This is a genomic window from Chryseobacterium sp. SORGH_AS_0447 (assembly GCF_030818695.1).
Classification (GTDB): Bacteria; Bacteroidota; Bacteroidia; order Flavobacteriales; family Weeksellaceae; genus Chryseobacterium.
Map to the genome: position 1 here is coordinate 1,229,669 of NZ_JAUTAR010000001.1, position 20,712 is coordinate 1,250,380.

General features: G+C 40.0%; 17 protein-coding genes. 10 read left to right on the forward strand and 7 right to left on the reverse strand.

From position 1 onward, the window contains the following. The first annotated feature begins 99 nt into the window (after positions 1 to 99). Entirely contained in the window at positions 100 to 735 is a 636-nt protein-coding gene (locus tag QE422_RS05790) for a peroxiredoxin (RefSeq protein WP_307455843.1), read from the forward strand. Positions 736 to 848: 113 nt separating this feature from the next. Here the strand turns inward: QE422_RS05790 and QE422_RS05795 are convergent, their stop codons facing one another. The 3 genes from QE422_RS05795 to QE422_RS05805 all read right to left on the reverse strand — a co-directional run bounded on the left by QE422_RS05795 (position 849) and on the right by QE422_RS05805 (position 4,469). Continuing rightward, positions 849 to 1,439, reverse strand: coding sequence for a hypothetical protein (locus tag QE422_RS05795; RefSeq protein WP_294284466.1), 591 nt, complete (start codon positions 1,437 to 1,439; stop codon positions 849 to 851). Between the two features lie 140 nt (positions 1,440 to 1,579). Next, positions 1,580 to 2,095, reverse strand: coding sequence for a hypothetical protein (locus tag QE422_RS05800; protein ID WP_307455844.1), 516 nt, complete (start codon positions 2,093 to 2,095; stop codon positions 1,580 to 1,582). Between the two features lie 88 nt (positions 2,096 to 2,183). Beyond that, the gene (locus QE422_RS05805) at positions 2,184 to 4,469 is read right to left on the reverse strand and encodes a TonB-dependent siderophore receptor (protein ID WP_307455846.1); all 2,286 of its coding nucleotides are present in this window, start codon (positions 4,467 to 4,469) and stop codon (positions 2,184 to 2,186) included. A gap of 175 nt (positions 4,470 to 4,644) precedes the next feature. Here QE422_RS05805 and QE422_RS05810 point away from each other — a divergent pair, with 175 nt between their 5' ends. After that, positions 4,645 to 5,700 carry a Gfo/Idh/MocA family oxidoreductase gene (locus QE422_RS05810; protein WP_307455848.1) on the forward strand — a complete coding sequence of 352 codons (1,056 nt, stop codon included), beginning with the start codon at positions 4,645 to 4,647 and terminating at the stop codon, positions 5,698 to 5,700. A 216-nt stretch (positions 5,701 to 5,916) separates the two neighbouring features. Here the strand turns inward: QE422_RS05810 and QE422_RS05815 are convergent, their stop codons facing one another. Further along, positions 5,917 to 7,815 (reverse strand): ABC-F family ATP-binding cassette domain-containing protein, encoded by a 1,899-nt coding sequence (locus QE422_RS05815; RefSeq protein WP_307455850.1) that lies wholly within the window; start codon positions 7,813 to 7,815, stop codon positions 5,917 to 5,919. 279 nt (positions 7,816 to 8,094) lie between these two features. Here QE422_RS05815 and QE422_RS05820 point away from each other — a divergent pair, with 279 nt between their 5' ends. Beyond that, positions 8,095 to 8,598, forward strand: a complete 504-nt coding sequence (locus QE422_RS05820; RefSeq protein ID WP_307455852.1) for a DUF1761 domain-containing protein — start codon at positions 8,095 to 8,097, stop codon at positions 8,596 to 8,598. Between the two features lie 56 nt (positions 8,599 to 8,654). Continuing rightward, on the forward strand, positions 8,655 to 9,806 hold the full coding sequence (locus QE422_RS05825) for a GNAT family N-acetyltransferase (RefSeq protein ID WP_307455854.1): 1,152 nt from the start codon (positions 8,655 to 8,657) through the stop codon (positions 9,804 to 9,806). Between the two features lie 14 nt (positions 9,807 to 9,820). On the opposite strand, the gene QE422_RS05830 is transcribed toward QE422_RS05825, so the two are convergent. Further along, positions 9,821 to 10,684: a glycoside hydrolase family 25 protein gene (locus QE422_RS05830; RefSeq protein ID WP_307455856.1), complete on the reverse strand. Its 864-nt coding sequence runs from the start codon at positions 10,682 to 10,684 to the stop codon at positions 9,821 to 9,823. Positions 10,685 to 10,750: 66 nt separating this feature from the next. Here QE422_RS05830 and QE422_RS05835 point away from each other — a divergent pair, with 66 nt between their 5' ends. The 5 genes from QE422_RS05835 to deoC all read left to right on the forward strand — a co-directional run bounded on the left by QE422_RS05835 (position 10,751) and on the right by deoC (position 15,147). Then, the gene (locus QE422_RS05835; RefSeq protein WP_307455858.1) at positions 10,751 to 12,013 is read left to right on the forward strand and encodes an NAD(P)/FAD-dependent oxidoreductase; all 1,263 of its coding nucleotides are present in this window, start codon (positions 10,751 to 10,753) and stop codon (positions 12,011 to 12,013) included. Next, positions 12,010 to 12,681: a tRNA (guanosine(37)-N1)-methyltransferase TrmD gene (trmD, locus tag QE422_RS05840; protein WP_307455860.1), complete on the forward strand. Its 672-nt coding sequence runs from the start codon at positions 12,010 to 12,012 to the stop codon at positions 12,679 to 12,681. The genes QE422_RS05835 and trmD overlap by 4 nt, the downstream gene beginning before the upstream one ends. A 284-nt stretch (positions 12,682 to 12,965) precedes the next feature. Then, entirely contained in the window at positions 12,966 to 13,904 is a 939-nt protein-coding gene (locus QE422_RS05845; RefSeq protein WP_307455862.1) for an endonuclease/exonuclease/phosphatase family protein, read from the forward strand. A 25-nt stretch (positions 13,905 to 13,929) separates the two neighbouring features. Then, positions 13,930 to 14,400, forward strand: coding sequence for an Lrp/AsnC ligand binding domain-containing protein (locus QE422_RS05850; RefSeq protein WP_146940877.1), 471 nt, complete (start codon positions 13,930 to 13,932; stop codon positions 14,398 to 14,400). 3 nt (positions 14,401 to 14,403) lie between these two features. Further along, the gene (gene deoC, locus QE422_RS05855; protein WP_307462291.1) at positions 14,404 to 15,147 is read left to right on the forward strand and encodes a deoxyribose-phosphate aldolase; all 744 of its coding nucleotides are present in this window, start codon (positions 14,404 to 14,406) and stop codon (positions 15,145 to 15,147) included. 42 nt (positions 15,148 to 15,189) lie between these two features. On the opposite strand, the gene dusB is transcribed toward deoC, so the two are convergent. Both dusB and QE422_RS05865 read right to left on the reverse strand, forming a co-directional pair. Next, entirely contained in the window at positions 15,190 to 16,188 is a 999-nt protein-coding gene (gene dusB / locus QE422_RS05860) for a tRNA dihydrouridine synthase DusB (RefSeq protein ID WP_307455865.1), read from the reverse strand. Positions 16,189 to 16,268: 80 nt separating this feature from the next. Beyond that, entirely contained in the window at positions 16,269 to 19,481 is a 3,213-nt protein-coding gene (locus QE422_RS05865; RefSeq protein WP_307455867.1) for a hypothetical protein, read from the reverse strand. A 186-nt stretch (positions 19,482 to 19,667) separates the two neighbouring features. Between QE422_RS05865 and QE422_RS05870 the strand changes: the two genes are divergently transcribed. Then, positions 19,668 to 20,669, forward strand: coding sequence for a T9SS type A sorting domain-containing protein (locus QE422_RS05870; protein WP_307455869.1), 1,002 nt, complete (start codon positions 19,668 to 19,670; stop codon positions 20,667 to 20,669). Positions 20,670 to 20,712: the final 43 nt, after the last annotated feature.

Sequence of the window (20,712 nt, forward strand, 5' to 3'; positions counted from 1 at the left end):
ACCAAAAAAAATATTTAATTAAAGATACAATTTTTCAACAAAAATTTTGCCAGTTTCAAAAACTCTACTAAATTTGTAGACTAATAAGAACAAAATATTATGTCAATCAAACTAGGAGACACCGCACCCGATTTTCAGGCAGAAACTTCTGCAGGAGATCTTAATTTTTACGAATATCTGGGAGATTCCTGGGGGATTTTATTTTCACATCCCGCAGATTACACACCGGTCTGCACTACAGAGTTGGGTTATACATCAAAGCTGAAGGAAGAATTTGATAAAAGAGGAACGAAGGTGATTGCTTTGAGTGTAGATGGAGTAGAAGACCATCAGAACTGGATCCGGGATATCAACGAAACACAGGAAACGGAAGTACAGTTTCCGATTATAGCGGATAAGGAGAGAAAGATTTCCGAACTGTATGATTTTATCCATCCGAATGCTTCTGCAACAGCGACGGTACGCTCTTTACTGATTATCGATCCTGACAAGAAAGTACGATTGATCATTACTTATCCTGCTTCAACAGGAAGGAATTTTAATGAAATCCTTAGGGTTCTAGATTCTTTGCAGTTGGTTGACTCCCACAAAATTGCTACGCCAGTAAACTGGCAGGATGGAGACGATGTAATTGTTCCGCCTTCAGTTTCCACGGAAGATGCCAGAAAAATCTTCCCAAAAGGCGTAACCGAAGTAAAGCCGTATCTGAGATATACGCCTCAACCGAATACATGATTTATTTGATTTTTTATAGTTTAGTTTTAATTTGTACGAAAATCGTCCCGGAAATTTCTTCCCGGGACGATTTCATTGTTAAGTATATAGTGAGTGTGAAGTGATTGCTTCTTTTATTTTACATCGTTGATAACGTCTCTTCCTTTTGAAGTAGGAATAAAGATGCTGAAACCAACGTTGAAAGTAATGTTTGAGTTAAGGCCTTCGCTTCCGAATCCTGCCTGTCCCTGATATTTTACCAATCCTTCAACCCCGATGTTCGGTGTAATGAAGTAAGAATATCCTGGACCAACACCGAAGTCAAGTCCGCTGGTAGAAATTCCGTTTTCTACAGAAGCTCCTCCAACTCCTAAGTTTCCTTCGAAGAACCAACGTCCGTGGTTCAATAGGTTATCTACTCCTTTTTCTCCCGGAGATAAATAATAACGTCCTAAACCTCCTACTGCGTAATCAAATCTTGTAGGGCTTCCGTTTGTTACTTTGCTGAATCCTAGATTTACATATCCACCGACAGCTACGTTATCTTCAATGAAGTATGCTGCTTTTGGTTGTAATGCGATGTTATAACCGCCTCCTGTATTTAATCCGAAATTACTCGATAAAATGCTACTTCCTACCATCCAGTTTCCTCTTTGGATCTGTGCATTTGCAGTTGTAGCTAAACCTGCTACTGCTAGTATTCCTGATAAAATTAGCTTTTTCATAATTTATTATTTTAATGTTTAATGCTTATCATTTGTGCTATCAGAAAAACAATAAATGTGCCATACTACTCATTTGTTTATGAATTAAGGCTAATTAAAACTAATTTAAACCGCGCTGCTAAAGGGATAGCGCGATATATTTACACCAATAAGAGAATTATGGCGACCACCAATCCGGCAACGGTAAAAATCATTCCCCTCTTGAACGCTTTTGTTTTGGGATTAAACATCCAGAAACTGGAGATCACAAAAAAGAATAACGAGATCCCGAAAAAAGTATTTAACGGCGAAAGCGTTTCTTTAGACTGCGATTTGTGAAGCTTTGTCATTTTATCCAGAACGAACGGCAGCTCTTTTTTAGAATATTTTGCCTGCCCTGTTGCCTGGTCATATGTTCCCTGCTTAAATTTCAAGACGGTACCTTCCGTGTTCTGTACTTCCAAGTTTTTGATTTTCAATTCTTTGCCCAGTGCTTTTTCATCCAGGTTTTTTTCAATCACCTTATCGTATTTCTTTTCCTTTTTCAGAAAATCGGTGTCCCGGTAGACCAGTAGTACGCCGCTTACTGCATATACCGCCATAATTCCGGCAAGGAAATATCCCAGGTAGCGGTGGGTAACTCTCATGAAACTTCGTGTGCCTTTAATCTTATCCATATCTTATTGTTTGTTTATAAATTTCAAAAGTGGAAACTGCAAAAATGCAATTCCCACTTTAATTAAAGAAATTATTCTTCTGTTATTTTTACAGCTTATAGGTTAGGGTGAAATAATAATTTCTCGGAGTAATCGGGTTTACGGAATAATTCTCGTGAACATTGTAGTTAACCACATCGAAAAGATTTCCGACTCTTGCCTGAACAGAAAATTTACTCCACTCATATCCGGCAGAAAGAGAAACGGTCGTGTAATCTTTTAATTCAAATATTCTGCTAATTCCATTTCTCTGTTGTAAACTGTTTGAACCTGTCTTCGTATCGTTCCAACCCGCTAATCTGTTGCCTATATAATAAGCTCCTGCTCCGATTTTTAATCCAGGAATATACTGGGTGAATTTATAAAATATTGAAGCATTAGCTGTAGTAGCCGGTGTTCTTACAAGTCTTTGATTTTCAACGTATCCAAATACTTCAGGAGTATCAAGATAAACTGAATTATTATAAGAGAATCCTCCAATAATGGATAAGTTATCTGTTGGGTTTCCTGTGATATCAAGCTCAACCCCGCGACTTCTCATTTTTCCTGCGAAATCTTTTGTAAGGCCTGTTGGATCTATAGGATTACCTTTGTCGTCCAGCGCATTCTGATAATAATTTCTGTATAGAATCTGATATACTGTAAGGTTTATCGCTAATGCATTATTCCAGATATTCTTTTTAGCACCGATTTCATACTGGTCAATGTTAGTTGGAGTTAAAGCTTCTCCATCTCTAAGTTTACCTACATTGGCAACAAAGGAATTGGTATAAGTGGCAAATGCTGAAAAATTATCATTCGGCATATACACAAATCCGAATTTTGGAGAAATTGCCTGATCCGATGAAGAAGAATTATTTACCAAGCCTTTACCTGTTGTTGAATTTAGATTAACTAAACCATTAGTACTGGTTTTAAATTTCGTATTGATGGTCGGCATATTTTCAATATATGACCACCGTAATCCTGCAATTACTTTAAACTCTTGGGTAAGACTGATAAAATCCTGAGCATATACACCAATTCTTCGAGTATTGATTCTGTTTTTTTCAAGTTTTTCGGCATCAGGAATAGCTCCGCTCGCCCAAGATGAAGGGTCATTAAGATAAAGTATGCCATTACTATTTCCGTTCGTTCCATACAAATAGCTGTTTCCGTAAGGCAGTCTGTTGGTTGGATTATAGAAAGAATAAGAATCAGCCACACCATAATCTGCATCGGTTCCGAACAGAACTTTATGGTTTATTTTTCCGGTATTGAATTCTCCGTTAAGATTTATTTGAGCCGAAGTGTAATTTTGTTCATTATAAGTTCTGTTCAAAGGACGTTTCCAGAAAAGCCTGTCTGTAGATTTTTCATATCCCCACTGTACCCTTTCCGAAGAAAAATAATCTTTTGTATAGTTTTGATAAGAAGCCGTCGCATTCAAGGACCATCTTTCAGTGAACTGATGATTGAAGGTTACATTCGTGGAGGCCTGCTGCACATTCTGGTATTGCCAGTTTGTTCCGAAGAAGACGTTTCTGGAAACCATGTCGTTCAGTCGGTAACTCTGGTCTTTGTTGGTAATCGAACCGATTCCGAAATCAGGGGTAAAATTATTTTTAAGATAGTCCCCTTCAACGATCAACTGTGACCGGTCACTTAAATTAAATAAAAACGAAGGATTAAAATAATATTTCTCAGATTGTACGACGTCTCTGAAACTTTCTGCATATTCATAAGCTCCGTTTACCCGGAATGCGATGTTTTTGGATAAAGGCCCGTAAAGATCAACCACCGGTTTATAGGAATTCCAGCTTCCGGCATTCATGCCAACGCTTCCACCGAAATTGAACTTGGGTTTTTTCGTGATCATATTGATGATTCCACCAGCTGCCGTATTTCCGTAAAGCATGGCATTGGCTCCTTTCAGAACCTCAACTCTTTCCAGTCCGGTCACTTCAGGGAAAACACCGCTGTTGATTCTTGAACCATTCTTGAACATATTATCATTCCCTAAAATGAAACCGCGTCCGCCGAAACTGTCCTGAGAATTTCCACGGGAAGAAGTTACATAAATACCGTTTACATTCTGAAGAACGTCGCTCAGCTGTTTGGCCTGTTGCTGTTCGATGATTTCATGCGTTACGATGGCGATCGGCTGAGGGGTTTCCATCACCGTAAGGTTGGATTTGGTAGATAGAGGCCTGGCTTTGTTCGGGTTTCCTGTCTTGTGAAGATTAACGTCTTCGATCGTTTGGATTCTTACCGTATCTGCTTCGGTATTTTTCATTTGTGCACTTAAGGATAGGGCTGTGAATAATAATCCTAAAGTTACCAGCTGCTTATTCATTTTTAGTTTATTATTTAGAGTGGTTTTAAATAAGGCGCAAATGTATTGTTTATTTATATTTATTCAAAATAAAAATAATGATTTTTATCAGCATGTCTTGTAATCTGTTATTGTCTCATTATGAGGTTGATAAGAAATGAAAAATTTTATAAATATATTTGTTAAAAATAATCATATGCAATTAGTAAAAGTTGGGCTTTGTGCATTCGGGATGAGCGGAAAAGTTTTTCATGCACCATTCCTTAAAGAACATCCCGGATTTTTTTTATCATCCATAGTCGAACGGAGTAAGGAAGATTCTAAAGAGAAATATCCTCAGACCACCATTTACCGTTCGGTAGAAGAGATGCTGCAGAATGCGGATATTGAATTGGTGGTTGTAAATACTCCCGTACAGACGCATTTCGAATATGTAAAAAAAGCTCTGGAAGCCGGGAAAAATGTAGTGGTAGAAAAACCTTTTACCGTAAATGTTGCAGAAGCCGAACAATTGGTGCGGCTGGCCGAAGAAAAAGGGCTTTTCCTGAGCGTGTACCAGAACCGCAGATTCGACCGCGACTACCTGCAGGTACAGAAAGTTATGAGTGAAGGCAAGCTTGGTGAGATTAAAGAAGCAGAGATCCGTTTCGACAGGTTCCGTACCGATCCGAGTGGGAAAGCACATAAAGAAAACCCTGAAGCAACAGGTTCCGGTTCGTTGCACGATCTGGGATCCCATCTGGTAGATCAGGCGGTACAATATTTCGGTTTTCCCGAAAAGCTTTTTGCCGATGTGTTTTCAATGAAAGGAAAAGCATTCGCCAATGATTATTTTGAAATTATTCTGTTCTATCAAAATGATCTTCGAGTAAGGCTGAAATCTTCCGTATTTACAAAAGAAGCGCATTATGCGTATGCCATCCATGGTGAAAAAGGAAGCTTCTTACAGGAAAGATCCGACAATCAGGAGAATGAACTGGTGGCAGGAACCATTCCTGCATACGGTAAAGACTGGACTCAGCCATTGAAACAGGCAGACGGCATCCTGAATTTTTTAAATGACCATAAAGAAACCGAAAGAATCCTTACTTCCAGTGAACCCGGAAATTACATGAATTACTATCAGCAGATCTATGAATTTATTGTTTTCGGATATGCACTGCCTTCACCGGCCGAAGAAATCATCAGAAATATGAAGATCATCGATGCAGCATTGGAAAGCGCCGCAGGTGAACGGGTGGTTTATTTGTAAGAGATAGGGGTTTGAGAGTGGTAGAGTTTTAGGGTAATAGGGTTTGAGGGTGATAGAGTTTAGGGTAAGCGTAAGTGAGCGCTTTTTTTGAATATAAAATTCAAAATAGATATTGTATTCCCAACCTCATTACTCTCCAACCCTAAGACACTCCAACTCTCAGACGCTCCAACTCTCTAACTCTCCAACTCTCAGACCATCAAACACTCCAACCCACTACGCTTCTCCCAGCATTTCCTGAAGTTCCAGCCAGCGCATTTCATGATCTTCAAGTTTACCGGAAATATTTTCCAAATCTGCAGAAAGCTTTGAAATCTTTTCATAATCGCTTTCATTATTAAGCTGATCCAGAATTTTTGCCCGTTGCTCCTCCAGTTCGGGCATTTCTTTTTCGATGGTTTCCAGTTCCCTTTGTTCCTTGAAGGAAAGCCTTTTCTTTTTGGAAGGGTTCGGTATGTTGGCAGTCGGCGTAGCTTCTTTTACAGGTTCCGGTTTTGATGCAACCGATTTTTCCAATGCTTCTTCCTTGCTTTTCGCTTCACGGTACTCCGAGAAATTACCGGTAAAATCCCGGATTTTTCCTTCGCCTTCAAAAGCTAAAATATGATCCACGATCCTGTCCATAAAATAACGGTCGTGGGAAACGATGATCAGAGAGCCCTGAAACTGCTGTAAAAAGTTTTCCAGTACCGTCAGTGTCGGAAGGTCCAGGTCATTCGTAGGTTCATCGAAGATCAGAAAGTTTGGATTCTGATATAAAATATACATTAAGTGCAACCTCCTTTTTTCTCCGCCGGAAAGTTTGGAAATAGGGGAGTACTGCGTCTGGTCGTCAAATAAGAACAGCCGTAAAAACTGCGATGCCGAAAGGCTTTTCCCATTGGCTAAAGGATAATATTCAGCGACTTCCTTAATGAAGTCGATTACCCTCTCGTCCTCTTTATAGGTAAGCCCTTTTTGCGAAAAATAACCAAAATGGATGGTTTCCCCGGTTTCGATTTCCCCTTTGTCGGCTTTTTCCAATCCCTGAATAATATTCAGCAGAGTCGATTTACCAGCTCCGTTTTTTCCGACGATTCCTACTTTTTCGCCGCGCTGAAACTGGTAGCTGAAGTCTTTCAGCAACACTTTGTTTCCAAAGCTTTTATCGATATGGTGAAGCTCAAGAATTTTGCTTCCAAGTCTTTTCATTTCGAAATCCAGCTCCAGGCCTTGCTTGCGGGTGTCGGTTTTGGCTACTTTTTCCGTTTCGTAAAAAGCATCGATTCTCGATTTGGATTTTGTAGTTCTTGCTTTCGGCTGTCTCCTCATCCATTCCAGCTCCTTCCGGTAAAGGTTGTTGGCTTTATCGATGGTCGCATTCATGTTATCCTCACGGATCATCTTGTTTTCCAGGTAGGTGGCATAAGATCCATTGTGGGTGTACAGGTTTCCGTCTTCCATTTCCCAGATCGTATCACATACACTGTCCAGGAAATACCGGTCGTGGGTCACAAGCAGTAACGTGATTTTTGCTTTGCTTAAATAATTTTCCAGCCATTCCACCATTTCTACGTCCAGGTGGTTGGTCGGCTCATCCATGATCAGCAAAGTATGCCGATGCTCCGCCCGCGTTTCCGTAAGCAGCTTGGCCAGTGCAACCCTTTTGATCTGTCCACCGGAAAGTGTTCCCATCCTGGCTTCAAGATCCGTGATTTTAAGCTGGGAAAGGATTTGCTTCATCTCATTTTCCAGATCCCAGGCTTTATGGGCTTCCATATCCAGAAGCGCCTTTTCAATAAAATCGTGATCGGTAGAATGAAGGGACTTATGATAATTCTTCAGGGCCATGATCGGTGCCGAATCTAGGGTCATCATAAATTCGTCGATGGTAAGATCAGGATTGAAATCGATCTCCTGATCGAACAGAACGACCTGGATATCTTTGTTGATGTTTACTGTTCCGCTGTCCGCAATCTCTTTACCCATAAGGATTTTAAGCAGGGTAGATTTTCCGCTTCCGTTTTTGGCAACAATAGCAATTTTATCACCTTCATTGACGTGGCAGGTAATATTTTCAAATAAAACTTTGATGCCGTAAGATTTGGTGAGGTTTTCAACGGAAACGTAATTCATGGGAAATTAAAGGTTTGGTTTTTAAAACTTAAACGAGCCGCAAAAGTACGAAAATGTAACAAGAAAAAGAGGTTTGGCGCAGCCATGATATGATTTAAATTTCTTAAAATAATCGAATTGGGATTTATTTAATTAAAAGTATTAAATGTGTATTTATCGATGGTTAAATAGTGTTTTAATTATGATATGTTATATTAATTGGTAATATTTTAAGTAATATGTATTTTGTATAGCTTTTTGATGTACATTTAGGGACAACATTATTTAAAAATTAAACATATGATGCATATCAACTATTGGGCTGTTTTTACGGCTGCGCTTATTCCCCTGATGCTGGGTTTTTTATGGTATCATCCGAAAGTTTTCGGAAAAATATGGATGCAGGAAGTCGGATTAACAGATGCTCAGATGAAGGGTGCTATGGCCGGAGTCTTTGTTTTTACGGTAATCCTGTCCTTTTTAATGGGATTTTTCCTTCAGTACGTTACCATTCATCAGTTCGGCGCGGTCGGAATGATCGGCGGTGATGAAATGAATGCCAACCCGTCTTATCATGCTTTCATGAAAGATTACGGTACGGCTTACCGGTCTTTGGGCCATGGTGCGCTGCATTCATTGATGGCCGGAGTGCTTTTTGTGTTTCCCATAATGGCGATCAATGCCATGTTCGAAAGAAAATCCTGGAAGTACACCATGATCAACACCGGATACTGGACTTTGTGTATTACCATTATGGGCGGAATTATCTGCGGGTGGCACGATGTGAAACATTTTTACTGGTAACTTAAAAATAATTTTAACGGTTTAAAAGATAAGGCTACTTTTGCGTAGCCTTTTATATGTCATATCATTTAGAAATTTATACTTCAGCTTACGGGCTTCCCGAATGCTGGGACGCGGTCGTCGGAAATCATAACATCATGCTTTCCGCAGCCTATTTTCACGTTCTCGAAACTTCAAAGCCGGACAACATGAGCTGTTACTTCGTAGGATTTTTTAAGGATCATGATTTAATCGGAGGTGCCCTGTTCCAGTATCTGGATTTTATACGGCACAGAACTTTTCAGAGGAATGAGATCTGGTGCAGCATCAGGAATTTTGCAGCCAGAAAGTTCAGCAGGGATCTGATGATCCTGGGAAACAATATGCTTACGGGGCAGAACGGATTTTATTTCGATCCTTCAAAGATCAATCCGGAAAAAATGATTTCGCTGTTGGATGTCGCGGTACAGAAAATGCAGAAAGAGGTAAGGAAAACCTCGCTTGTTATGTATAAAGATTACCAGGCGGATTTTTATTCGTATTTCCGGGACCGCCAATACCGGGACTATTTTAAGTTTTCCGTCCAGCCGACGATGATGCTCAACATCAGAAAGACATGGAAATCTTTTGAAGATTATACCAACGACTTTTCGACAAAGTACCGAAGCCGGACAAAAACAGCCCGGAAAAAGCTTTCCGGTATGATGAAACGCGAATTGCAGGCTGAGGATATTACCCAATACCGCAAGATGATGCATATGCTGTATCAGAATGTAGCTGAGAACGCTCCCTTCAATACTTTTTTCCTGGAAGAAAAACATTTTGAGAGCATGAAGGAAAATTTAGGGAGGAATTTTAAAATGTTCGGGTACTTTCTCGGAGAGGAAATGATTGGATTTTATACCTTAATCCTCAACAATAAGGACATTGATACCTATTTCTTAGGTTATGATAAAGAGCTTCAGAAAGAAAAACAGATCTACCTGAATATGCTTTTGGACATGGTTGAATTTGCTATTGATCATCAGTTTAAAAGAATTATTTTCGGAAGGACCGCCCTGGAGATTAAGTCCACCATCGGAGCGGAACCGGTTGAAATTTTCGGGCTCATCAGACATACTTATCCTGTAATCAATCCATTCATGAAAAATATTTTTCTCTCACTTTCTCCCAAAACGGAATGGATTCAGAGAAATCCTTTTAAAATAAGTTCAGATCATCATTCGTAAACGGGAGAAGCAGATTAATCCAGTGTCAGTCTCTTTAAAGACCACGAGCTTCCATTGTAAATATCCAGATCCACTTTGGTGTTGATCCCATGTACGATCCCATTTTCCGTAAACTGCCAGAAATCCCAATGGCCGTTGGGAGAGGGTGCTGGAACATCATTGTAATTGGCCAGCCAGAGCGGATAGTCGTCAAATTCACCTTTTAGGAAATCCTTATAATAATGGTAATAAGTGTAGATAATGGGTTTTTCACCATAGGTTTCCTCAACGATTCTGCACCACACTTTCAGGTCTTCAATTAGCTTTTTATTGGTTTTCCGTTTCGAGATTTTCTCAATATCAAGGATCGGCGGCAGGTCTCCGCTTTCAAGCTTTACATTTTCCAGGAAATTATTGGCCTGAATCACCGGGTCTTCGTCGGCCCTGTAAAAATGATAAGCTCCGCGGATCATCTTCTGCTTTTTGGCCTGTTCCCAGAAATCATCAAAATGTTTATCGGCATTCCGGTTTCCCATGGTTGCCCGCATCACCACAAATTCTAGCGGAATCGTTTTGTTTCCAATGGTAAGGCTGTCCCATTTGATGTCTTCTTTATTCTGATAATGCGAAATATCAAATCCATAAGTTTTGTCGAGGTTATCGGAAAGGATTTTCTGGATTCTCAGGGTCTCGGTTTCGCTGTTGTGAAGCTTTTTATGGATGAATTTATTGAAGTACAGGGCATAGTAGTAACTTACGGACTGTTTCAGGTACAAACCTGTGCCTATCAGGGCGATGATCAGTATGGCCAGCAGGATCCTGCGGCGGAAAAAGTAATTCTTCCGTCTGTTGCGGTGGATCTTTTTGGCGGTTTTTTTGCTGTACTTACCGGGTGACATAAAGTTATTGCAAAACTAACTTTTTTCACTTCTAAATGCTAAATAAAATCAGTAAATTTGTGTACTATGGAAACACGCGAAAAGATCATCATCATCGGGGGTGGTTTTGCGGGGCTGCAACTTGCAAAAACATTAAACAATAAAAACAAAAAAGTCATTGTTTTAGACCGGGTAAACCATCACATGTTCCAGCCTCTTTTTTATCAGGTAGCGTGCGGAAGGATCGAGCCTTCTAATATTTCCTTTCCCTTCAGAAAAATTTTCCAGCGTTCCAGAAATACACAGTTCCGCCTCACGGAAGTAAAAGAAATCGATACGGCCAACAACCGGGTGATTACCGATGAAGCGGATTTCAGCTATGACAAGCTGATTATTGCTACAGGCTGTAAAACGAATTTTTTCGGAAACAAAGATCTTGAAGGCAGAGCTTTCGGAATGAAAAATACCCAGGAGGCCATTGGCATCAGAAATAACATCCTGCTGACCTTTGAGAAGCTGATTCTGGAGAAAAGCCGCAGCGACGATGGAAACTGGAATATTGTAATCGTCGGAAGCGGGCCTACCGGGGTAGAGCTGGCCGGAGCATTTGCCGAAATGAAGAAAGAAATTCTCCCAAGAGATTATCCTTACATGAATTTCGACCACCTTAAGATTATTCTGGTAAGTTCCACGGAAAAGCCCCTTGCAGTAATGAGTACAGAAGCTCAGGACAAATCCGAAGAATATTTAAAGGATCTCGGTGTAACCTTCCTCAGCCAGGAATATGTAACGGACTATGACGGCGATAAAGTATACATGAAAAGTGGAAAAACCATTCCTTCCAATAACGTGATCTGGGCAGCCGGAGTAACGGGGAATGTAATAAGCGGTTTCCCGGCAGAAAATCTGATTAAAAACCGGTATATTACCGACCGGTATAATAAAATAAAAGGCTACGATAATGTTTTCGCCATTGGCGATATTGCTTACATGGAAACGCCCAAATATCCTCAGGGACACCCTCAGCTAGCCAACGTAGCCATCAATCAGGCAAAAAATTTAGGAAAGAATCTTTTAAAGAAGAATAAAAACCAGTGGGTAGAGTATGAGTATGAAGACAAAGGCTCTTTGGCAACCATTGGAAAACACAGAGCGGTGGTTGATCTGCCTTTTATAAAATTCCAGGGTTTTTTAGCCTGGTTTTTCTGGATGTTTTTACATTTGATGCTGATTCTGAGTGTAAGAAACAAGCTTGCTGTATTTTTTAACTGGATGTGGAGCTATTTTAACAAAGATTCTTCTTTAAGATTAATAATTTTGCCGAATAAGAAAAACGGAACATTACAATGAGAATTGATATTATAAGCGTACTTCCGGAACTGATGGAAAGTCCGTTTCAAACTTCTATTTTAAGAAGAGCAATGGATAAAGGACTGGCGGAAGTACATTTTCATCATCTGAGAGACTGGGCGATCAACAAGCACCGCCAGATCGATGATGAGCCTTACGGGGGCGGAGCCGGGATGGTGATGATGGTGGAGCCTCTGGATAAGTGCATTTCGGAGCTGAAATCCCAGAGAACCTATGATGAGGTAATTTACCTGACACCTGATGGCATTACCTTAAACCAGAAAATTGCCAATACGTTATCGATTAAACAAAACCTGATTTTTCTTTGCGGTCATTACAAAGGGATTGATCAGCGGGTGAGGGATCTGCATATTACCAAAGAAATTTCTATCGGCGATTATGTCCTTACCGGCGGCGAGCTGGCAGCCTGCGTGTTGGCGGATTCAGTAATCCGTCTGCTTCCCGGTGTACTAAATGACGAGCAGAGTGCCCTGACAGACAGCTTCCAGGATGATTTGCTTGCACCTCCGATCTACACCCGGCCCGAAGTATACAAAGGGCTTGAAGTTCCTAAAATTCTTCTGAGCGGAAATTTTGCCAAAATCGAAGAATGGCGTCATGATGAAGCGGTAAGAATTACCAGGGAAAAACGTCCTGATCTTTTGTAAAGAATAAATTTCAAAGATTTTCACGAAACTAAGTTAATCTAATGAGTTTTTCGCAGCTTAAGAAATTAAGGCTGTTGTTTTTTAATTTTAACATCTATTTTCCCATTAATTTTTAATAATTCCAATTAAAATAATTGGATTGCTTTTAAATTCATATAATTTGCTATATTTATAAGGTAAATTGATGTAAGATTTTAAGCAAATTCTTTATTATATATAAATAAAATAATAAATTTACACTTTCTTTTAAATGTCAGTGAAATGTATTCCAGAAAAACGTCCTGATGGAGCTGTTCAGTTTTTATAATGTTGAAAATTTATTTCTGCCTGATCCAAAGCCTGTACACAAGCTGGATTCTACGGTATCGGGGCTGAGAAACTGGGACGACAGGAAATACAGGAATAAGCTTTTTAAAATAGCTCATGTATTTCAGCTTATCAAGGAAGAAAACGGAATATTGCCTTTTATGATCGGTCTTTCTGAGGTTTCGGGAAAAAAAGTGCTTGAAGATCTTGTACAGATGCAGCCTTTCAGTGCCGAATACGGAATTGTACACTACAATTCCATGGATGAAAGGAAAGTAGATGTGGCATTACTGTATAATAAAAAGAAAATAGAGGTGATGGATTCTGAAGCCATTACATTCTTTTTTGAAATAACTAATAAAAACCAGGGAAACTACGACACAACTAGAGATGTACTATATTCAAAAGTAAAGTATAGAGGACAATTTGTACATGTTTTTATCGCCCATTTGCCTTCAAAGCGTGAAAAAGATATCAACAAGCCAAAAAGAGACTTTATCATGAACGAGATCCGTACGCGGATTCTGAATATAGTAAATGAAGATAAAGAAAATATAATTTTGTGTGGTGATTTTAATGAAAACCCGGATGATGAAAATTTAAAGAACATTCTGTACAACGATGCACAGGAAAAGGTGATGGAAAATCCTTTTGTGCCTCTGTTTTCTGCAGGAAATTATTCTACTTTTCATTATAAATCAGGATTGCTTTTCGATCAGATTATATTATCCAAATCATTATTTTCGGAAGATAATATGCTTATATTTCGGAATGCTGAAATATTCAGACCCGGACAAATCAGGAGCCGCGACAGAAAACAGGAAGGACGACCCTTCAGAACGTATGCGGGTACAAGATATCTGGGAGGCTATAGTGATCATTTTCCGGTTTTTGTAAGATTTGAAATTAATAAATAAACGTAAAAACATAAATAAAGAAAGAATGAAAAATTCAAAGAATACCAGCTACCAGTTAGATTCTATCGACAAAGAAATTATTTACATGTTGATGGACAATGCCAAATCCTCCTTAGCGAATATCTCGAAAAGTGTCGGGATTTCGACTACGGCGGTTCATCAGCGAATCAAAAAACTTGAACAGGCAGGGGTTATTGAAACTTCAATTTCTTTTTTAAACCCTAAGAAAATAGGGTACAAGGTGATTTCCTATATCGGTGTATTTCTGGATCTGCCAAGCCACTATCCGGATATGGTAAAATCTCTGAAAGATATTAATGAAGTAGTGGAGGCCCACTATACCACCGGGAATTATACCATATTCCTGAAAGTAATCTGTAAGGACAATGACCACCTGATGCAGATTCTCAGCAAGCTTCAGCAACTGAAAGGGGTAATAAGAACGGAAACTTTCATATCTTTGGAACAGGGTATTTACAGACAATTGAAAGTATAACAGATTATGAACATTGCGCAATATTTAGATTCAACCTATCTGAAAACTCCTGCACAGTCGGGGCTTTCGGAAGAGGAAACTTTGCAGAAAGACATAGAACTGGCTCAGGAAGCGATAGATAACGGAATTTTTGCCGTGATGATCCGTCCGGATTATGTATCGGCGGTTAAAAAATATATCACAGATAAGAATTCGGATGTCGTGGTAGGAACGGTTATCGGTTTTCATGAAGGAACCTACTCCGTTGAGGAGAAATTGGCAGAAGCTGAAAAAGCGATTGCCGATGGAGCAGATGAACTGGATTTTGTAGTGAATTATACTGCTTATCTTAAAGGAGAACTGGATCTGGTAAGAGAAGAATTTGTCAAATGTACGGCTCTATGCCTGCAGCATCATAAAATTGCAAAATGGATTATTGAAATTGCGGCACTGACGGATGACCAGATCGCCGATATTACCAAACATATTTCCGAATGGGCCGGAGAAAATTTCAGCGAAAACGAACTGTCCGGAATCTTTGTGAAATCTTCAACCGGATTTTATGAGACGGAAAATGGAAAACCCAACGGCGCTACCTTTGAAGGAATACAGATCATGCTTGAAAATGCGGGTAAGCTTCCAATAAAAGCGGCGGGAGGAGTAAGGACTCCCGAAGATGCCGAAAAGATGATTAACCTGGGGGTAAAAAGAATCGGAACTTCTTCTGCGCTAGCCTTAATAAAAAATCAATCTTCAGAAGGATATTAAACAACATAAAAAAACCATCAGATTTGCCTGATGGTTTTTCTTTTATGCCTGTTGCGCTAAATATTGTGTGTAAAACTCCTGTGTTTCCTTTATCAGAGCATCCATTTCTTCTAACGTGAATACTTCAAGGAATTTTTTCCTGAAATCTTTAAAATGAGGAACTCCGCGGAAATAATTGCTGTAGTGCTGTCTCATTTCTACCAGTCCCAGTCTTTCGCCTTTCCATTCTGCGCTCCATTCTGCGTGCTGACGAACAGCTAACAGTCGGTCTTCAATAGTAGGCGCCGGCAAATGTTCCCCGGTTTTGAAGAAATGTTTGATTTCATTAAAAATCCATGGGTATCCGATAGCGGCGCGGCCGATCATAATTCCGTCACAGGCATATTTCTGCTTATATTCCAAAGCTTTCTCCGGTGAATCGACGTCGCCATTCCCGAAAATAGGAATTTCGATGTTGGGATTTTGCTTAATTCTTGAAATATGTTCCCAATCCGCTTCTCCTTTATACATCTGCGCACGTGTTCTTGCATGGATCGTCAGTGCCTTGATCCCTGTTTCCTGAAGACGCTCCGCCACCTCATCGATATTGATGGAAGTGCTGTCCCAGCCAAGACGTGTTTTTACCGTCACAGGCAGGCTGGTGGAACGTACGACTGCTTTGGTAAGGCGTACCATTAAGTCGATGTCTTTAAGAACACCTGCACCGGCTCCTTTGCAGACTACCTTCTTTACTGGGCATCCGAAATTAATATCCACCAGATCCGGGTTTACTGTTTCCACAATCCTTGCCGACATGGCCATTGCTTCTTCATCCCCTCCAAAAATTTGGATTCCCACAGGTCTCTCATAGTCAAAAATGTCCAGCTTCTTTCTGCTTTTTATCGCATCACGGATAAGCCCTTCAGATGAGATGAATTCAGAATACATCAGGTCTGCACCGTGCATTTTGCATAATCTTCTGAATGGCGGATCACTTACATCTTCCATAGGTGCAAGCAAAAGCGGAAATTCCGGCAGTTCTATGTTGCCAATTTTTATCATGGTGCAAATTTACAAAATTATAATGATTGCGTAGAATGCGTTTTAAAGAGGTTCTGATCCGGTTATTTTAGGCTGATATTTTAGAAACTCGCTTTCACCTGCATGCTTCCGATATGAATGGTACGGTCGCCTGAATTTCTGCCTTCATAATTTAAATTGAGCTGAAGGAAGGAATTGATGGCCTGCTGGATAAATACACTCCACACCTGGTTTTTTCCGGGCTTTAAACCATCCAGCATCTGGTTGCCGACAATACTGAAATTATTTCCTGTAAAATCGTTATTGATAAATGAAAAGTTCCCTCGGATGGACGTTTTCCGGCGTTCCCACTGGATCGTCCCCGTAACATCAAATGCTTTCAGGAATTCTTCACCGTCCACACGCTGCTTTTGGCGGAATGCGGAAGAAAACTCTGCCTGGATGGCATCAGTGAATTTATAAGTGGCTTTCGGTTTTGTTTCAAAATTATTTAAGCGGTAATCCCTCGTAGCAAATAATTGGGAAGAATTCTGAATGTCGTGAACGGAATTTTCCCAGTCGATCCGGAATTCTTTGTTGAACCAGTATCCGATATTCAGGAAATGAGACGTCTGTTCCCGTTCTTCATTACTGAAATTGGCATTGATGAGGTTGTCATTCGAGATAAAGCGGTAGTTCCCGTTCCAGCCGGATTTATCGGTCGGGCTGAACTGTACGGATGCCAGGATATTCTGGTTTTTAAGGATCTGGTCTTCATTTTTTTCAAATGGGTTTAGCACCAGGACTTTATCTTTTTTATAGAATGAATTTTGGGAATTCAGGGAAATGTTAAAATTCCAGCGTTTTAAAAATTTATTTTCGGAATTAAAAACAATCGACGGATTCACAAACAAAGCCAGCTGAATTTTATTTTTGTTGGAGGGGATATACCGTACGGAATTGGTGTAAATCCTGATGTACTGCGCCAGATCCGAATATTCGGCAATCTCGAACTCGTCAAGCTGCTGAACACCGTCACCGTTATAATCTGTCCATTTGTAGATTCCCTGCCCGTCCGTAACTTTAATATACTGGAACTCTCTTTGAGCTTCCTGCCCATTGCCGAGTTCATAGAAGGCCTGCAGGCGCATTCCGTTTCTGAAAAGCTGCTGGTTATACAGGATGTTCCCCACTACAAAATCGTTATTTCTCGACATGTCCACATCCTGATTCTGGTAAAAGAACTTTCTGTAATGAAGCAGGGCGTTCAACGTTGTCTTTTCTGTCTTGATGATCTGGCTTTCTGCCATAAAACCTAAGATGTTGTTCATGCTTTGCAGCCTGTTGTCACGAACCGAGTCGTTGTCGCGCATATAGACTTTAGCCAGCAATTTCGTTCTTGTACTGTCTCCGACTTTCTTCTGTACGAAAATTTCTTTCCAGCTGAAGCTGGTAACATCCATCAGGCCGGTATCATTATACTTTTTCTCATTGTGCTCCATGCTGCCGCCCATTGCCCAGCTTCCTTTTTTCCCGGTATACTCCGTGGAAACTCCGCCTCTGATGAATTTGGTATCCTGAAGAACGGCATCGGTGCTCAGATAAGAAAGATTTCCTTTGGTAAAAAACTTCCCTTTGATCCATCCAAAGTCCAGATCGTTTTTAATCCCTTTATAAGTGTCCTGCTCATCAAGGTAATTGATTCTGTAGTTCAGGGTGGATTTATTGTTCCATTTATTTAGAAAGCTGAAAATAAAGCGGTTTTGGGTTCTTCCACTGAATTCCTGGGCAAGGTTGAAATCCCTGGAGAATTCCACATCGTTGATCCGATCGAGGATATGGAACTGCCGGTCGATATACTGATATTCGAAATTCGGCGTTCCCTTCCAGCTGTTTTTGGTAAACGTTTTATTTCCGAAAACCCTCCAGGCATACCCGATATTCTGTTCGGAATCTCTGGAAGAAAATAAATTCACATCGTAATTGCTTAAGGAAATATCGGCGCCTATTTTTCCGTCCTTCAACAGATATTCGGAATTGAAAGAGTAAACCTGTGATTTTTGTGGAGAAGGCAGTTTTCTTACCGCCCGATAATCGCCCATGTTTGGACCGACATATTGAAATACCCGGCCGTTATTGGTAGTCTGGGTTACCTTATACTCACCGAGATTGGCTCCGAAATACGTAAAAGAAACAGTGTAAAGCGTCTGCGTGGCATCGGTGGAGAATTCGTAGTGATTTCCGGCAGGATCCTGGACCAACCGGTATAAAATCTTATTCACATCATATTCTGCCACGACTCCCGAAGGTGCATACATCAGGTTCGGATCATTTCCTGCTGCTGCGAGAATCTGCTGGTCTTCCTGTGAAAGGTTCAAAGACAATGGTGCATTTTTATTGTCATTTTCCATAAACCAATTCAATCCTAACCTTAATTTTTCTCTTTTATGCTCCAGTTTTCCGGTAAAAAGGTATCGTGAATAATTTCTGTTGGCGTAATTATACGAAATGGTAATAAAGTTCTGCTGGAAAATCGGACGGAAACTGGTAAAAGTCACTTCCCCGGTATTGTAATTAATGATATAATCCTGGTTTTCCCCTCTTTTCATCAATATTCCATCGATAAAAACCTGTTCGGAACCGGAGATCAGGGTAATGAATTGCTCGCCGTTCTTTCCTGTCAAACGGTAAGGCCCCTGGTTTCCTTCGACCCCCTGGAAACGGATCCTGTGGAATTCACTTCGTGCCACACCCATCGAAACATCGACAAATGTTTTATTTTCCTTTCCGAATTCCGTCTGGAACTCAAGGCCCATGCTTCGCCGCTGGTATTTGGCAAAATAGTTTTTAGCTTCCACTAAATCGAGATGCCCTGCTCTCAGGATGGATTTATCCTTGATATTAAGCTGCATGTAGATTTTGTCGAATTCTTCCAATGTCTGGGTATAACCGTCTGCCTGGATCGGTAAATTATGATCGGAAATACTGGCGAGAATGGTTACATCTTTAGAAAGCCTTCCCGAAATCTGCAAGTCCATTGAACTTTGTACAGACTGGCCCTGGTTGTTACCGAATGTAATCCCCCGGATAATTGATCCTTTTGAATTGAGTTCTCCCAGAAATCTTTTTTTATCGTTTCTGGCAAGCACTCCTTCATCAACAATAATACGGTTGTTGGTTTTTACAAAATCCAGGGTATCTTTTGCGAAAATATCCTGCTCAAATCTGGCGGCAAGAATACTGTCCTGATGAATGCTGTCCCTTTTAAGACTATCCTGCGGAAGGTTTGGATTCTTCCACGTGAATATCTGGGCATTACCGGAGAATAAGCCCATAAATAACAACACGAATATCAGAATGTAATTTCGCAACCCTTTGAAAATAATTCGTAAAAATACTTAAAAATACCTTACCGAAAAGGCATTACTACTATTAACAAAAAATTAACCTGATTATTGTCTTATTTTGAAAATTTGATTTATTTTTGTCGTGTAAATTATTAATAATTAAATTTTTAAATCATGAAGAAAATTTATCTTTTATCAGGAATGTTGGGTTTTGCTGTTGCATTTGGCCAGGCTGCATTACCGTATTATGATGGTTTTGCATATAGTGGTACTGCTTTGCAAACTCAAACAGGTTGGTCAGCTCTTAACTCTGGTGATGATATAGCCTTGGTTTCAGGTAATCTTTCCTATACAGGTTTACAGGCTCCCACTGGAAATAAGATTAGTTTTGCAGGTTCTGGTATTGATGCAGCTTTATCAGTAGCAGCACAAAATTCAGGAACTGTATATTATTCAATGTTAGTTAATCCTGTTTCGATGGCTGGTGTTACAGATGCAAATGGAGGTTATTTTGCAGGGCTTATTCAGGGAAGTCCTTCAGGAAATGTTTTTGGAGGTACATTATGGACAAAAAGAGTGGATGATAATAACCTGCAGTTTGGTATTGAAGTTAGATCAAATACAGGTGTATCAACGACATGGACAAGTGCTACGTACGCTACAGGACAAACATATCTTCTTGTTGTTGGATATACATTTAATACCGGAGGTACGGCAGACGATATAGTAAGTCTTTGGGTAAATCCTGTTCCAGGTACTACAACGCCTCCAGCTCCAACTATTACAGATACTAATTCTACTACTGATTTAACAAGTGTAAATAATTTTCTATTACGACAGGATAGCTCTACCGAAACACCTAGTTTAGAAATAGATGAACTTAGAATTGGAACAACTTGGGCAAGTGTTACTCCTGCTTCAGCAACTCTAGCCGTGTCAGATGTAGCTACAACCAAAGGAAATTTTGTAAGAAACTCTTTCGTAAAAAACAACGAAATCACTTTCGGAGCTGAAGCAAAAGATGTAAAAGTATACACGATGAGCGGACAGCTTGTAAAAACAGTTTCTGTAAAAGAAAACGAATCGGTAAGCGTTGCTGAACTCGCAAAAGGAAACTATATCGTAACGGGTACGGTAAACAACAAGCCGGTTTCCCAGAAAATTTTAAAAGACTAAGAAATTAGTTGTGAATAAAATATTGATCTCCGTTTCATTGGAA